This is a genomic window from Caballeronia sp. SBC1 (assembly GCF_011493005.1).
Taxonomy (GTDB): Bacteria; Pseudomonadota; Gammaproteobacteria; order Burkholderiales; family Burkholderiaceae; genus Caballeronia.
Window position 1 is genome coordinate 1,767,183 of the sequence record NZ_CP049158.1, and the last position, 13,906, is coordinate 1,781,088.

Annotated in this window: 16 protein-coding genes; 4 read left to right on the forward strand and 12 right to left on the reverse strand. The window is 53.3% G+C overall.

Annotation, left to right across the window (positions count from 1 at the left end):
* The first annotated feature begins 25 nt into the window (after positions 1–25).
* The gene (locus SBC1_RS34695) at positions 26–799 is read left to right on the forward strand and encodes a hypothetical protein (protein ID WP_241202339.1); all 774 of its coding nucleotides are present in this window, start codon (positions 26–28) and stop codon (positions 797–799) included.
* A 146-nt stretch (positions 800–945) separates the two neighbouring features.
* Here SBC1_RS34695 and SBC1_RS34700 read toward each other — a convergent pair whose 3' ends face one another.
* Positions 946–1,200, reverse strand: a complete 255-nt coding sequence (locus tag SBC1_RS34700) for a hypothetical protein (RefSeq protein WP_165104798.1) — start codon at positions 1,198–1,200, stop codon at positions 946–948.
* A gap of 608 nt (positions 1,201–1,808) precedes the next feature.
* On the opposite strand from SBC1_RS34700, the gene SBC1_RS34705 reads away from it, so the two are divergent.
* The gene (locus SBC1_RS34705) at positions 1,809–2,120 is read left to right on the forward strand and encodes a hypothetical protein (RefSeq protein WP_370469682.1); all 312 of its coding nucleotides are present in this window, start codon (positions 1,809–1,811) and stop codon (positions 2,118–2,120) included.
* Positions 2,121–2,321: 201 nt separating this feature from the next.
* Entirely contained in the window at positions 2,322–2,675 is a 354-nt protein-coding gene (locus SBC1_RS34710; RefSeq protein WP_165104800.1) for a hypothetical protein, read from the forward strand.
* A gap of 682 nt (positions 2,676–3,357) precedes the next feature.
* Here SBC1_RS34710 and SBC1_RS34715 read toward each other — a convergent pair.
* The 10 genes from SBC1_RS34715 to SBC1_RS34750 all read right to left on the reverse strand — a co-directional run bounded on the left by SBC1_RS34715 (position 3,358) and on the right by SBC1_RS34750 (position 11,627).
* Complete coding sequence (locus tag SBC1_RS34715) at positions 3,358–3,837, reverse strand: hypothetical protein (protein WP_165104801.1); 480 nt, start codon at positions 3,835–3,837, stop codon at positions 3,358–3,360.
* Positions 3,838–3,867: 30 nt separating this feature from the next.
* Positions 3,868–4,353, reverse strand: a complete 486-nt coding sequence (locus SBC1_RS34720) for a hypothetical protein (RefSeq protein WP_165104802.1) — start codon at positions 4,351–4,353, stop codon at positions 3,868–3,870.
* A 56-nt stretch (positions 4,354–4,409) separates the two neighbouring features.
* Positions 4,410–5,102, reverse strand: coding sequence for a reverse transcriptase domain-containing protein (locus tag SBC1_RS34725; protein ID WP_165104803.1), 693 nt, complete (start codon positions 5,100–5,102; stop codon positions 4,410–4,412).
* 611 nt (positions 5,103–5,713) lie between these two features.
* Complete coding sequence (locus tag SBC1_RS34730; RefSeq protein ID WP_370469683.1) at positions 5,714–6,244, reverse strand: DUF2326 domain-containing protein; 531 nt, start codon at positions 6,242–6,244, stop codon at positions 5,714–5,716.
* 163 nt (positions 6,245–6,407) lie between these two features.
* Positions 6,408–7,508, reverse strand: coding sequence for an IS5 family transposase (locus SBC1_RS34735; protein WP_165102028.1), 1,101 nt, complete (start codon positions 7,506–7,508; stop codon positions 6,408–6,410).
* Between the two features lie 6 nt (positions 7,509–7,514).
* A complete protein-coding gene (locus tag SBC1_RS34740; protein ID WP_165104804.1) occupies positions 7,515–8,768 on the reverse strand; it encodes a DUF2326 domain-containing protein in 1,254 nt (417 codons plus the stop codon).
* Positions 8,769–8,833: 65 nt separating this feature from the next.
* Complete coding sequence (locus tag SBC1_RS40705; RefSeq protein WP_370469684.1) at positions 8,834–9,061, reverse strand: ABC-three component system middle component 6; 228 nt, start codon at positions 9,059–9,061, stop codon at positions 8,834–8,836.
* Complete coding sequence (locus SBC1_RS40710) at positions 9,048–9,155, reverse strand: hypothetical protein (RefSeq protein ID WP_370469704.1); 108 nt, start codon at positions 9,153–9,155, stop codon at positions 9,048–9,050. Before SBC1_RS40710 ends, SBC1_RS40705 begins: the two co-directional genes overlap by 14 nt.
* A gap of 51 nt (positions 9,156–9,206) precedes the next feature.
* Positions 9,207–10,759, reverse strand: a protein-coding gene (locus SBC1_RS34745) for an IS3 family transposase (protein WP_241202151.1) whose coding sequence is annotated in 2 segments (ribosomal slippage) — positions 9,207–10,297 and positions 10,297–10,759 — 1,554 coding nt in all. Because the reading frame shifts where the segments join, the coding sequence is not laid out codon by codon here.
* Positions 10,760–10,799: 40 nt separating this feature from the next.
* The gene (locus SBC1_RS34750; RefSeq protein WP_165104805.1) at positions 10,800–11,627 is read right to left on the reverse strand and encodes an ABC-three component system protein; all 828 of its coding nucleotides are present in this window, start codon (positions 11,625–11,627) and stop codon (positions 10,800–10,802) included.
* Between the two features lie 1,111 nt (positions 11,628–12,738).
* Between SBC1_RS34750 and SBC1_RS34755 the strand changes: the two genes are divergently transcribed.
* A complete protein-coding gene (locus SBC1_RS34755; RefSeq protein WP_165104806.1) occupies positions 12,739–13,149 on the forward strand; it encodes a DUF2000 domain-containing protein in 411 nt (136 codons plus the stop codon).
* A 91-nt stretch (positions 13,150–13,240) separates the two neighbouring features.
* Here the strand turns inward: SBC1_RS34755 and SBC1_RS34760 are convergent, their stop codons facing one another.
* Positions 13,241–13,894: a phosphorylase gene (locus tag SBC1_RS34760; protein ID WP_241202388.1), complete on the reverse strand. Its 654-nt coding sequence runs from the start codon at positions 13,892–13,894 to the stop codon at positions 13,241–13,243.
* Positions 13,895–13,906: the final 12 nt, after the last annotated feature.

Sequence of the window (13,906 nt, forward strand, 5' to 3'; positions counted from 1 at the left end):
GATTTGGGCTTTTCCGGGAAAAACGATGAAGATTTTGAAGCGGTGGTGGGATGCGAGTGATGTTCAGGTGGCGCGTCGACGGGCGATGTTGCTCACGCCAGCATTGGCAGTGGCGTTGATGTCGACGATGCCTTTTGCTTTGGCTGCGGATCCGGGCGCTCGCGGCGCTTCTGGCGCCGGTCGGAAGGTGGTGATGGTCGTGCAGATGACCGGGCCGAATATCGGCGTCGATCAGAAGGCCGCGGCTCATCTTGAAGCGCGTGGGTATTCGGTTCGGATGGTGGATCAGGCGCAGGCGCCGGACTCGGTGGGCGATGTGGATCTGGTGATCATCTCGTCGACGGTTTCATCGAAGGACGTGCCGAGCGGCTGGCGCGCGTTGCCCGTGCCGCTCCTCACCTGGGAAAACGATCTCCTCGATGACTTCGCGATGACCGGCAAGCGCCACGACGTCGATTTCGGCGAGGCGCCGAAAGAACGTTATTTGTGGCTCGTCAACGCGCCGCATCCGATGTCCGCCGGATTGCCTGCGGGCGTCGTGAACGTATACGGCAAGCAGGCGCCAATGAGTTGGGGCAAACCGGGCCTGGGCGCGACGATCATCGCGACGCTTTATGGGCAGCCGGAGAAAGCCGCCATCTTCGCTTACGAAAAAGGCGCGACGATGGATTACGAGGCGCTTGCTCCGGCGCGACGCGTGATGTTTTTCCTGAGTAACGAGACATTCACCAACCTTTCATCGCCGGGAATTGCTTTATTCGACGCAGCGGTCGATTGGGCAGGAAAAGACAGCGTTTAATTAATTGATTAAACGCGACGATTTTGCATCGCAAAATAAACAATGCGAAACGTAACGCGCCCGCTTTTGACGGGCGTGTTTTATCGATACCTATACGGTATGTTTTAAAGCGGCTTGGCTTTGACTTCCGATTTGGACAGCCGGATTTATGCGGCCTGATCGAAAGAGTGCTGCATTACACGTTGTTGCGGCGCATGCTGACGTTCGTCTATTTCCGCCATGCCATACGCAAGGGCAAACTTACGGGCATCGACAGGGCACGGGAAATGTCCCAGCACGCCAGTCGCGCGCTGCAGGCCATCGACCTCCCTAACGATCAGCATGGCTGCGTACAAGCCATCGTCATACGCGGCCAGCGGAATCAAGACGACATTCTCGTAAGCGATCTCAGCGTATTGCATGACTGATTCCCCCCAAGTTGACGACTTACTATTCTCTCTGCGCACCAGTTGGTCTGGCACGACATTGTGTTTAGGCATTATCAATAAACAGAAAACAAGAATCAACAGGATTTGCCCTATTAAGGGTTTATACGTGGAATTACCCTGTTGTTATGTGGCGGGTGCTTCATTTATTTCGTCCATTTGGTGCATGCGGCGGACAGAAAAGATGCTTATACAGACAGAGTATGTCAATTTGATGAGTTACGTGGGACAACGCATGGATGCACTGTTGTTGTGCGAGTGATGCTTCTGGCGGCGGAAAGGCGATTGTGGGGTTGAGTTGTTGCTGGATTTGAAGCCGGCGGAACGTTTGGGTCGTCGTGGATTGCTAGGTTTTGCGGCGAGACCGGGCGCTTTGCCGGGTAATTTCCGGGGCCGGTGGGCTCAATGAAAGGCGGCGGCCTGGAAGATCCTGCAGTGCCTTTTTACCTTGGCGTATTCTGACGCTTAGGTTTGCTTGACGAATCTGACGACGCCTTGGGGCGCTTTAGCCTCGATGTCAGGCACGTCATATGCGCGCAATCCTTACACTGACAGCAATGTCCTAATGATCTATGGGGGAGCTTGTGAAACTCGATCCGACTGCATGGTTTCCGTTAAGTGATTACTCGCCAGTGCGCGACGGATGGTACGAGGTGCAACTCGCGAGCGGCGAAACAGCATTCGCGAAGTTTGGTACGGACGGATGGACCGAAAAACCGATGCTCGTTTTTACTCACTGGCGTGGCCTTTCTGGCGATCCAAGCAAGGTTGAGGGTGCCGAGAGTATTGACGCTGAAGTGACGGCGGCGGAAGGGGTTAGAGCGGTTTGGGATACGTTCTTCCCCGGGTCAGGAGCGGAGCAGCATAAGCCGTTGGACGCGGGGCATGGGAAGTAGTCGCGGTTTGATTTGGTGGCGCGGTAAGGGTGGATAGACTGGCGAGCGTGGGTGGCTCGCCAGTTTTTTGTTTTGCGGGTGGTGGTTGAGGCGGGTTGGCAGCTTTCTCGCCGATGTTGGTCCGTGTCTTCGAGAGATGCCGCTTCCCGTTGTGTGACAATCAAAGTTCTGATCCACTCAACTACGGCACGGCGGAAGAACATGAACACGAACAAGAAAGTGACGTATCTGGTCAGCATATTTATCGGTACTCCGACACAGAAGCACGCGCAGATCAAAGACATCGCGGCGCAAGTGTCAGGTGACGACTATGAGTTCTTGCACCTGCATCAAATGGGGGCGTTCCTGGTGCTGAACACGGATCGCAATGCCAAGGAACTGGCCGGTTCGTTTTCGCGTGCGACGGCGGCCGACGATCGAGTGTTCATCTGCGAAATGGGCCAGGACTGGCACGCGCTCGGATTGAACAAAGCGATGTTCTGGTTGCAGAACCATCTGGCAACTAAGACGCAAACGCCAGCGACTAAGAAAGGGAATCCGTTTGGGGATGCGTGATTGCGGGTGAGACGAGCTCTTGGGTGGTTCTTGATCGAGAGGTCGCGATCGACAGTGGTTGCGCGCGCGGCAATAGTACGGATTTCCGTCGAATGCCCGACCGTCGGCCATAGCAGTCATTCCTCGCCGGAAAGCAATGCACGAAGAGCGTCCGGTAGCGAGCTGCTATACAAATAGTGCATTACTACACGACAGCGGACGTGTGGAAAAAATGCAGTGTGATGGGCGCCTCGGGGACCAATAGTCAACGTTGCATGACACGTGTTCCCGATAGCTCGGCTCGGGACGATCATTAACAACCGCATGCCAAATGGAGTCCCTTGTCGACCGAGAACCGGCCGTCGTGGTACACCTGATCGAGCGACCGCAACTGAGCCGGCCAAAGTCGCTTCGTCCCGCTGCTTCAAGGCAGGGGTAGTTCAGGGGTGAAATGACTGGCCCCGAACATGCCTAACAATGGTCCATCTACGTGCAATAGCAGTTCTGTAGCTAATCAAGTCGACACGATTGCAATACGCCCTCCGGTAGTGCAAATCCACTCCGTGAGAGCATCGAGTAGAGGCGCAAGCTCCTGCCGCGTCGACGTTTCACTTGCGTCGCTTTCGGGTTTCGGCAAGTCATTGGCCGCCCAGCGTGGCCTAATTCGGCAGCAAACAGACGTTTGAGCGTGAGGCACAACACTTCACGGCGTCACTTTCTTTTTGTGCTCTTGTATAACCAAATCAATACGCTTCAAGACACCTCTGAAGCCAGAGAAATCTATCTCGCTGTGCTGTTTTGCCACTACGTGGGTCGCGAAATAATGTTTTCCATATTCGGACTTAGTATCGTGATCGTTGTTTCGGTTAAAGCTTTTTCCTGATACCTTCGTTAAGAGAGTACTGTCTTGAAAACAGTCTTCCGTTGCCGTATCCTTTCCATTTTTTTTCGGTATGGCAACCATATAAAGATTTTTTGTAATAAAGTAGAAATCCGCGCTTCCATCGACCTGCCCACCGGCTTTCTTGCTGACCACTCCGAACGTCTTCTTTCCACCTGAGTCGTTATCTACCAACACGATTACCGGATTTCTCAATCCTGAAGCCTTGAAAGGCTCGCAGGAATCTCGATACAAGCCAATAAAGGAATTAAGCGGCGCATATCCGCCAGTGAGGCCAAGCAATCGCCCTGTAAGCTCAGTGTATTCTAAAAATTAAAGTTTTAAATTAATCTCTCCTTCGACTGATTTCTCACCGAGATTTGTAAACTCTGAAGCAAGGGCTTTTATGGCAAATTTTAAATAAACGTTGTCAGTTTTTCCTTCACAAATAATTATTGGAAAATCATTGAAATAAAAATGTTTGAAAAATATAAAATCACGATATGTCTTTTCGCTCCCGTTCAATTGTCGCTCAATGCGTGGACCACCGGCGTGCTTGGCTGAGGAGTCTTCGATTTTCCGCAAATTATAGAGATTTACCGCATCAATAAATGCAAGCATCCCGTTTAGCTGATTAACGGTCCCCTCTACCGCCGCGTCCAAAGTGACCCCCGCAGACCCCAATACCGCCGGCACACGATTGAATTTTCCAGTCGTGAAGAGGTTGTGAGCCATTGCCCGGACTGCACGTTTGTACTCTATGCGTGTATTTACTTTTTCGTTGACGACCAAACCCGTTACGGCTTGCCGTGAATTCACGTACTGCATCCGCGTTTTGCTTTTATTAATTGAGAAACCGTTTCTATCGATTATCTTCAGCAGCTCAGCTCCGACTGTCCAGCCAGTTCGCCCAATGAGGATGTCACAGCAATGGCTGACGGGAAAATACGCTCATTTGTAGAAAACGTGATGTCGTCCGCATATCGGCTGTAGTAACAACTGTTGTGGTGCGCGAGTTTTGCAAGACCGATATCTAGTGCGTGCCCGATCAAATTGGAGATGACTGGCGAGCAAGGGCTCCCTTGTGGCAGCGAATTCTTGAAACACGCGATCTGCGCTAGAATTGTCGCCACAGTCTCATCGAGCTCGAAGTTTCGATTTTTGATAAAAAACCCCCTTACTCGACCAAAATTTATCGATGCAAAGAAATCATTAAGATCTAAATTGAAAACATATCGCCTTTTACGATGACTTGCGGCGTTCGTAATGCTTGAGTACCCTCGGCGAAACCCATGAGAAAGAGTACCCTCAATTTTCTTTTCTTTGTTTATCTCGTCAATACAGTCCTGCAACAGGATTGATAACCGTTTTTGCAGATTTTTTAATTCTGGGCTTGGAGCATTAATACTTCGGATGCCGCCTGTTTTTTTTGGAATATCAAACTGATGATACTTGTACTCATCAGACATACCGTGAATTACATATGCGAGCGCTTTGGGCTTAAACCCCAGAGTGTTCGCAACGTCACGAAGCGATGTATCAGATTTTATTCTTTTGAGAGCAGACATTACGATTAGCAATCAGAGTCCGAAGGAGGGCTCGCGGACACTCTTTTGCAACGTATCATAGATAAGGATAAATCGGCAAATAACGGCAATCCATTGGATGTCGTTGTCACGTGTCGCGAAGCACGACAGAAAATCTGTCCGCAAGCCCGACGCGCAGAATAACACGGAGTTTCACCTTCCGGTCATCTAGCGCGTCGGCTTAATGCGGATGCCCGTGCCGCCAGTTGAATCTGGAAAATTTGCTCCAAACCGATTCGGTCGGCTGTTTCGAGTAGGTTCCTGAAGTTCTCCGCGGGACCGGGTCTGACCATTACGGGACAGTGACCATGCCTGAGCAAGCGACGGAAGCGAATTCGCGTCGCGGACGTCCGGAGCCAATCCGATTCGCTAATATCGATGCGCATGCAATTCCTTGATTACTTGTCGTGATCCCGCGCGGGGTGGAAAGTGATCTATGACGATCGGGGCACGATCCCGAGCGGAGCACGCACTTGAAGTAGAGGCGCAACTTATCTCAAACTGCGCTTGAGGGAAGGAGTCGAACGTCCTCCCGATGAGGCCAAAGCTTGCCTGAGACGGCGAGCGCAGCACCCGCACCTTCTCGAACAGCTTCAACCCTTCGTACCCTTCGGAGAGCGCGGCGCCTTGAGAACAGCATCAACAGATGTTCGAGGACGGTCTGGGGTACCGTGCTCGATACGAAAAAGCTTGTCGCTCTGCGACAAGCTAACAACGAAATACTTCTCCTTGTTGAGGGCGGGTGGCAACTTATCTTTGAGTATCGATGCTACGAACTGGACATTGGCCTCCCTCTCGACAAGCTGGCCTATTTTTATTAGCTGGTTATCATGCATCAGCTCTTTCTTATCGTTCAATAGAAAATGAAAGCAAGGGATGCCTTCATTATCTGCAAACTGAGTATATGCAATGTCAAAGCACGAGATCTCGCCCTGTTTTTTTCCCGAGCTGAAGTTGACGTTGAACGCATTGAACTTATATATGCGCTGGCCTGCCTTGTTCGTGGTTAGATCAACCTTCAAAGCATACCGTTCCCCGTAAAGTGTCTGAGCAACCGCCGCAAAGTATTTATTGAACTTATTAAGCTGAGATTTTATTGTGACCTCGAATTGACTCGAGAACAAAGAGTCCTCGATTTCGCTAACAGGCTGCGGAAATAGAGGCCGACTTTACTGAGCCGTGAGCTTAATCAGAATTTTCAGCGGGGAATTTCTCATAGTTTGAAATGCGGACCGGTTAATTTCGGTTTTCGGACCTGTTTATGACGCTCTCTTGGGCATTTTTGGCTCACAGCGGCTGCAACGGCCGGATCTCTCCCAAGGTGCGCATGCGCACGAGGTTGTACGCGGCCATGGTCAGCACAAACATCTGATCGACCTTCTTCAAGCCGCGCACCATCACTTGACGCATACCGCCGATGCTCTTAGCCCAGCCGAAACCTTGTTCGATGAGCTTGCGCTTTTGCTGGGAAACCGCATAGCCCGCACTCTGGGCGATTGACTCGGGCACCGCCGACTGGCGGCCTGAGTTGTTTTGCGCCACGTGAGGCGTGACTTTCATGGTCTTGCAGGCCTCGATGAACTCTGCCGCGTCATAGCCTTTGTCCGCCCCCAGCGTGATCTCGCGCGTCGGATCGCCAAGCGCCTGGCGGGCATCGTTGATCATCACTTTGGCCGCTTCGCGCTCGGCATAGCCATCGGCCAGCGTCACCACGGCGCTGGCGATCAGCCCATGGCGGTTATCGCTTAACGTGTGGCCCATGTAGCGTAGCTCGCTTGCCGTTTTGCCCTTACGATACAGCCGCGAATCGGGGTCGCTCTTCGATTCATGCGTCTCATTGCTGCGCGTCTCACCCTTGAAGCTCCCACCGTCTTCGGGGTCCTGATCATCATCGCGGCGCACAAAGCTTTTATGGCCGGCCCATGCTTGAATTAACGTGCCATCGACGCTGAAGTGCTCACCGCAAAGCCAGCACTTCTTCTCGGCAATGCCCACAACCTCGTTGAAGAACTCGATGACCGCGTCATGCTTGATCAGGCGCTCGCGGTTCTTGGTGAAGACAGTGGGCACCCAAACGGCATCGTCCATCGACAGGCCGATGAACCAACGAAACAGCAGGTTATATTGAACCTGCTCCATCAACTGGCGCTCCGAGCGAACGCTATAGAGCACTTGTAATAGCATCGCGCGCAGCAACTTCTCCGGGGCAATGCTGGGCCGCCCACCTTTGATATCAGCCTCGTACATGCCGGCAAACAAGCGATCCATCCTGGCCAATGCTGCGTTGGCCATCTTGCGAATCGAGCGCAGCGGATGATCGGCTGGAACAAAGTCCTCCAGCTTACGCAACGTGAACAAATTCTCGGTAAAGGTATCCGCGCCGCGCATCGCTTCTCACAGTTGTGGGGTCTTCACTAACAACGTTTGAACTGACCTTTTGGGTGACTCCGGGGTGAGGTATTTCCGCAGCCTGCTAAGGCTCTCATTCAAAGTTTTAAGGGTGGTGTCGACGTCCGAGATCTGCTGGATCACTGTCTCATACTCGCCCATCTTGCGGTGCTTTTCGTTTAGGTCAATGATTAACGCCTCTAGACCCTCGAACGACTCACTCCGCGTCACCTTGTCGGTCAGTGACTTCTCTGACGTAAGCAAAGCTTCCAGCTCTTCTTCGCGCCGTTGGATATCGGCAGTGATCTGCGGCAACTCTCGACCGATGTAACGCGCCTTCTCATCAATCATGCGATTGTGAAATTCGTGCAATTGCTCAAAGGTCTTCTGGACGCCCTCTACCCTTGTGGAAACTTGCGTGTACAAGGCACGCAACTGACGCACATCAATATCGGAGCGCCCGTCCAAGATCTCTTGGGTAGCCTCAGACACCAGTTCCCGCCGCAATTTAAGCCGTCCAATGAGAGATCCTACCGCGTTGATTCGATGCTTTACCTGGTTAAGTTCACCAAGGTCGGATTCGAAATCGGCGTTTACATTGAACGTTGCTTTTTTTGCGTTCAAGGTCCCAATCTCTTCGGCAAGCAATGACAAAGCGGTTTCATAGGCCGAACGAGTTTGTTCCGATTCCAACCTCGATTTGAACGTTGTCTCGGTTCGAATGCTCGCCACTAGCTGCTGTTTCTCGTCACCGCGTTCAAAGTGGCAACCCAGCAGGAACAAATACAAACTCTCGTACTCGTCATCCCGCGTGAAGGTGTCGAGAGTTTTGAGGGTATTGTTAACGCTATTATCTTTGTATCGGATGTTATGAGAGATGATCTGTCGGAACGTTGGCTTCTTGCCGAAATGCCCGGGGAACAAGTGTTCAGTTAGCGCCTGCTCGAATTCTTCCTCAGTCTTCTGTTCCCCGTCGATCCGACGAATCATCCGTTTGCGCGGAAGAAAATTCCTTTCGATCTTGATCTCCCGAGCGGCCTCATCGCTCAAATTCTCGACGAGAGAAAGCGTAATCAGCACTGACGTGTCAACGAGAAAATTCTTAACAAGAGAGTATTCGTTTTTCTTGTTTTCCGGGTCAGTGTAAATGCCTTTCGTGGACGCACCAACGCAAAAGTCAATCAGAGCCAGTACGGTCGTCTTCCCAACGTTATTACCAGTCTCTGACTCACCTACTTGGGGAGTCTCATCGACGATCAAATTCAGCCCGGCGTGAAAATTTATATGTCGGATCGTTCCCAAATCATTCGAAATTCTAAGACTTTTTAGGAACATAACTCGATATCCCCCTCGAGATTGAATTTAATCAAATCAATTATGAATAGCCAATCCAGGCTAAGCACCAGGATCGGCATGGTCACGTCACGAAACTTCCGGACCTCCGCATATAAATCTAATAGACTGCACACTTTTAGTTTCTTGAGTGCTTCTAAAATGAGTCCACCGTTATAGTACAGACTCAATGTAGGATGAATATCGTCAGGAAGAAGCATGTTTACTAATGCTCGGATGTTCAAAAATCTTGCATCGGACAAATGCATCAACCACAATCAAGCTGACACACAGCTCCAATTCTTCTTTCGGCATTTCTAGGTAATTCTTGCTTTCGGCGGTTGTCAACGTAGTTGTCGCGTCACTTCAAGCAAACTGCTTTAGTTCTTCCGGCTGCATACGCTCCGGATTGAGCCAGACTTCATCCTTCAATTCCCAATTGCGCGTCGATCGGGACCAACGCTGTGGATTGCGCTGCCTGGCCTCTGCATAAACGGCTTCACGTTGCGCGAGCACTGCGGCGGCTACGCCGTTGTGGCGCTGCGCCGGCGTGACGAATTTCAGGCCGCTGTGTTTGTGCTCCTGGTTGTACCAACGCACGAACTTCTGCGTCCAGGCACGGGCCTCATCCACGCTGCCGAACGGCCTGCGTGGATAGTCGGGCCGGTACTTGCAGGTGCGGAACAGCGACTCTGCGTACGGGTTGTCATTACTCACACGCGGGCGGCTAAACGAGGCCGCAACCCCCAAGTTCTCCAGAGTGGCAAGCATCGTCGCACCCTTCATCGGGCTGCCGTTATCCGAGTGCAGCACCAGAGGACGTCCTGCCAGGCCCTCGGCCAGACTGGCACGCCGCATCAGCAACGCGGCCAGTTCCGCCGATTCGGCTTCATGCACTTCGTGAGCAACAATCTTGCGGCTGAACACGTCCAGCATCATGTACCAGTAGTAGTACTGTCCTTTGACCGCCGCCTGCAGCCACGTGATGTCCCACGACCAGACCTGATTCGGCGCTGTCGCACAATGACTGGTCACCACCCGGGTCGAAGGCTTGCGCGCACGACCCCGGTGATGCTGCTGCGAGGCGCTGCGCAGCACGCGGTAAAAGCTCGATTCCGACGCGACATACACGCCGCGATCCGCCAGGCTTGGCACGATCTGGCTGGGCGGCAAGCTGGCAAACTCCGCACTATTGGCTACCTCAAGAATCTGTTGCCGTTCGGCCTCACTCAGCTGGTTACCCGGCGGCGGCCGTTCGGTCGTGGTACGGCCATCGGCGTGCACCGCGTCACCGTCACCCACCCAGCGCTGGAACGTGCGCAGGCTCAGGCCCAGCTCGTCGCAAGCCTTCTCCAGCCGGCAGCCTGACTGCGCCGCCTCGCGTATCAACGATACACATAACAGGCGATCCGGGACGTTGATTAATCGTCCTCTTTGTCTCCCCAGATCGCCTGGGCTTTTTTTCTCAGAATCAGCAGCGCAGCCGCTTCCGCCAGCGCCTTCTCCTTGCGCTGCAATTCCTTCTCGAGCTGCTGGATCCGCTTCTTGTCGTCCTTCGACTGATGGCGCTGCTCGCGTGCCTGCTCCGTGGCATTCGCATTGGCCGAACGGCAAGCGGCTCGCCAGGCGGATATCTGTTCTGGATAAAGACCCTTTCGACGACAATACTCGGCCAGCTCCGCTGCATTGAGCGGCGCGGTTTCCAGCACTACTGCAAACTTGTCCTCCGAAGACCATGCTTCGGGATTCTTCCCATCGCCCGGCACGGCCAACCCTTGTCCTTTCGCCTGTCGGCGCCACGTGTACAACGTCTGTTCGGTAATCCCCGTTTCTCTGGCCAGCGCCGAAACCAGCGCGTTTTCCGGTGGCATCATGCGCCGCACCAGCGCTTCTTTTCTTTCTGCTGAGTAGGTTTTCATTCACCCTGATTTTACCGCCCCCGGACCATGTCTATAAGAATCAGATAACACGACAACTATTCTGACGCCGGGGGCTTTCAATCACCCGATCCATCGATGCGTCAATGATGCGAAAAAAAAGATCATCGTCTTTGTAGTCCTTTCGCAGCCGCAGGTACTCCGACTTGAGAGCTTGCATCACCGAGATGCTTCGATTCTTCCCCGCCCTATCGAACTCCGCATAGATGCCATTCATCCGGGGATGATAAACAGCGTAGTCCTGGACAACGCTAGCGGCCGTCGCTAAGTTGTTGAAATTGATCTTGTCATCCACGCTGAATCCCGTCGATGGGACACTACTACCGGTTGCAGAAAGGTCTTCTTGCGCGAGAATTTTAATTATCTCGGCCAAATTACTTTCAACCCTTGCCTGATCCGTATCGCTGCCTAGCTGCTTCTTGATGAACTCAAAGACATCATGCTGTTGTGCTGTCGTCAGATGCAACAAATGACTCAGGATAGATGCGAGGTCGTGAATGTCCTGCTTCGGGTAGAACACGAGACTGTGAGGGTTTACATACGTCAGTTTTCTAAGGTGTGAAGCATCTTTCGCAATCGAGATAAACTGAAATTTATGACCCTTGTACACAGACAAGTTTTTTCCAAGCGCCGACTCAATCTTGACTTTGGTAGCGGTCGCAGACACTTGCACGACGAGTTTTTCTCCGCTATCAATCAAATCAATAGCCTCAGCATTCTGGCTCGTTGCATTAGTGTTCACTAGAGCATAGCCAAATAAGACGTTGAAAAATTCTATATAAAAATCTTCTGCATGCAGATTAAGATTTAGTAAGTTTAGCTTGCCTAGTGTCTCAATCCGAACGCACATCCACGTCAACTTCTCTTCGCAGTAGTTGAAATAATCTTTTATTCATTGCGTCATAGCGGTCGTTAGGAGTAGTCGGCAGACAATTCGTCGGCGTCGCGCTGACTGCCGTAGTGTACTTTATTAAACGATGACTCAGACTTGCGATTTCAAATCAACAGCAGCCGGCGGGATGCCGACAGCACGCCCACGGTATGCTGGGCTCCATCGAGTTCTGCGTCTTCTCGACCCAGTATCTTCCTGTACTGTACATTTGTACAGTATTTTGGAGACGCGAGCATGAGCCACTTTCGGCGCTTCGGAAACGGGAAGCGCCGCAATGAGTGCGGGCATTGGAGCAGATCGGATTTGTCTGTCCGCCTTTAGACGTCAAATCGAAACGCTCTACTGGGTGCGAAATTTTCCGCGACGGGCGAAGAATGGAGACCACCGATATGCTATTTTGCATACCCCTGTGGATAACCGCGGCCAGCTGAGGCCCATCCTCAGCGGTTTCCGTTTCGCATCCTGCCCGTCCGCCAAGGGCGATCGTTGTCAATGACGACTGGCTCTTTCGCAGCCGAGACGGGATATCCGCCGATGTCGACCAACTGGCAGTTCCGGGTCGACTTCGGATCCAAGACTTTCTTGTGCGCAGCCGTTCGCTGGGCCTGGAACCCGTCGAGCGTGAATGTCCGCGTCGGGCTGAGGGACAGACGTTCGAACCAACCAAGGCGACCGTCGTTTTATGGCCAACTCAATCGATCATGGCACGCCGCCAGCCGCACCTATGCGATTTTGCAAGACGTAGCCTATCGAATTCGCGCTCCCAAACGCGTCCTGCAATACAAATCAGTTTATAGCGTGCGATGACCTGAGTAGAAATGTAAGCAGCAATCGGCTACGTTCAACGTGCGGATGGCGCGACGGCTTTTTACTCTTGCTGCCGTTTTAGAGAACTGCGGTGGCAGGCGTCGGACCGCCCATCCGCCGAATGTCATTCAGCCAAACAGCTTGCTGACAGCTTCAAATCTTCACTTCATCGAAGGATATTCGTTTCTGACACGGCCCCACCCCACCCGCCCATCAATTTAACTACCATCCCAAAGTGCCCATCCCTTAACTCCCCACCCCCATGGAATTCGACACCAAAGTAGCCATCATCATCCTCGACGACCTCGCCGTCTGGCAGAAGCTCAACGTAACCGCGTTCCTCGCGACCGGCATCGCGGGCGCGGCTCCTGACGCAATGGGCGAACCGTACATCGATGCCGCTGGCAGAACCCACGCCCGCCTCCTCGGCCAGCCCATCATGGTTTACCAGGCCGACCCTTCCGGCCTCCTCCGCGCCTTCCGCCAAGCGATAGAACGAGAACTAACCCGCGCCGTCTACGTCCGCGCGATGTTTTCCACTGGCCACGATGAAGCCAATCGGGAAGTGTTTCTAAAGGAGCCGGCTGATGCGCCCGATCTGGTCGGACTGGCCGTGAGAGGCCCGAAGAAAGCAGTCGATAAAGCCATCAAGGGCTTATCGCTGCATGGATGATTGAAACAAGATCGAAACGCGGTCGCACGCCGACTTACCGACCGCAACTCCCTACTCAGCCGCGCATCGGCCAAGGCAAAAACCTAAAACCCTAAACCCCCAAAGCCCCCGCCGCGCCCATAGCGTGTCGCGCCTGGACCAACGAAGTCCTTGCCGCCCGCGCATCGCCAGCAATCTTCAACAGCGCACCCAACTGCGAAGGCTCCTTCAGCAACTCGCGCAATATCGGCAGAATCGTCGTAGTCCCATCGTCCCGCAGCCCGGCCGTTGCAGCACTCGGCAAACTCCGCCAAGCCGGATCAACAATCGCCCGACAAACTGCAAACGGTAATCCCCGCGCCGTGGCAATCGCCCCGGCAATATGCGATTCCATATCCACGGCCAACGCCCCGGTAGCCCGATAAAGCGAGCTCTTCTGCTGCTCGCCGGTCAAAGGCGCGCTCACACCGGCCATCGTCCCTCGAACCGCCCGCGCTTCCAGCGGCGTCCCGGCAAAAGCCGCAAACAGCCGTGCGGACCATTCCGGATCAGTATCAAGCACACCGAACGGCCCCGAAACAGAACTCGCGATAATCACTGTCCCCGGCTCCAACTCCGGCGAAAGTCCTCCGGCCGTCCCGAAGCTAATAATCCCGGAACACCCCCGCGCCAACGCTTCGCTGATCGCACGTTCAAGCAAATCCGATCGCGCCGCGAACACCGCTTCCACCCCAGGCCCGCGAGCGATACGCGCTTCAAACGCCATCCCCGTCGCGGC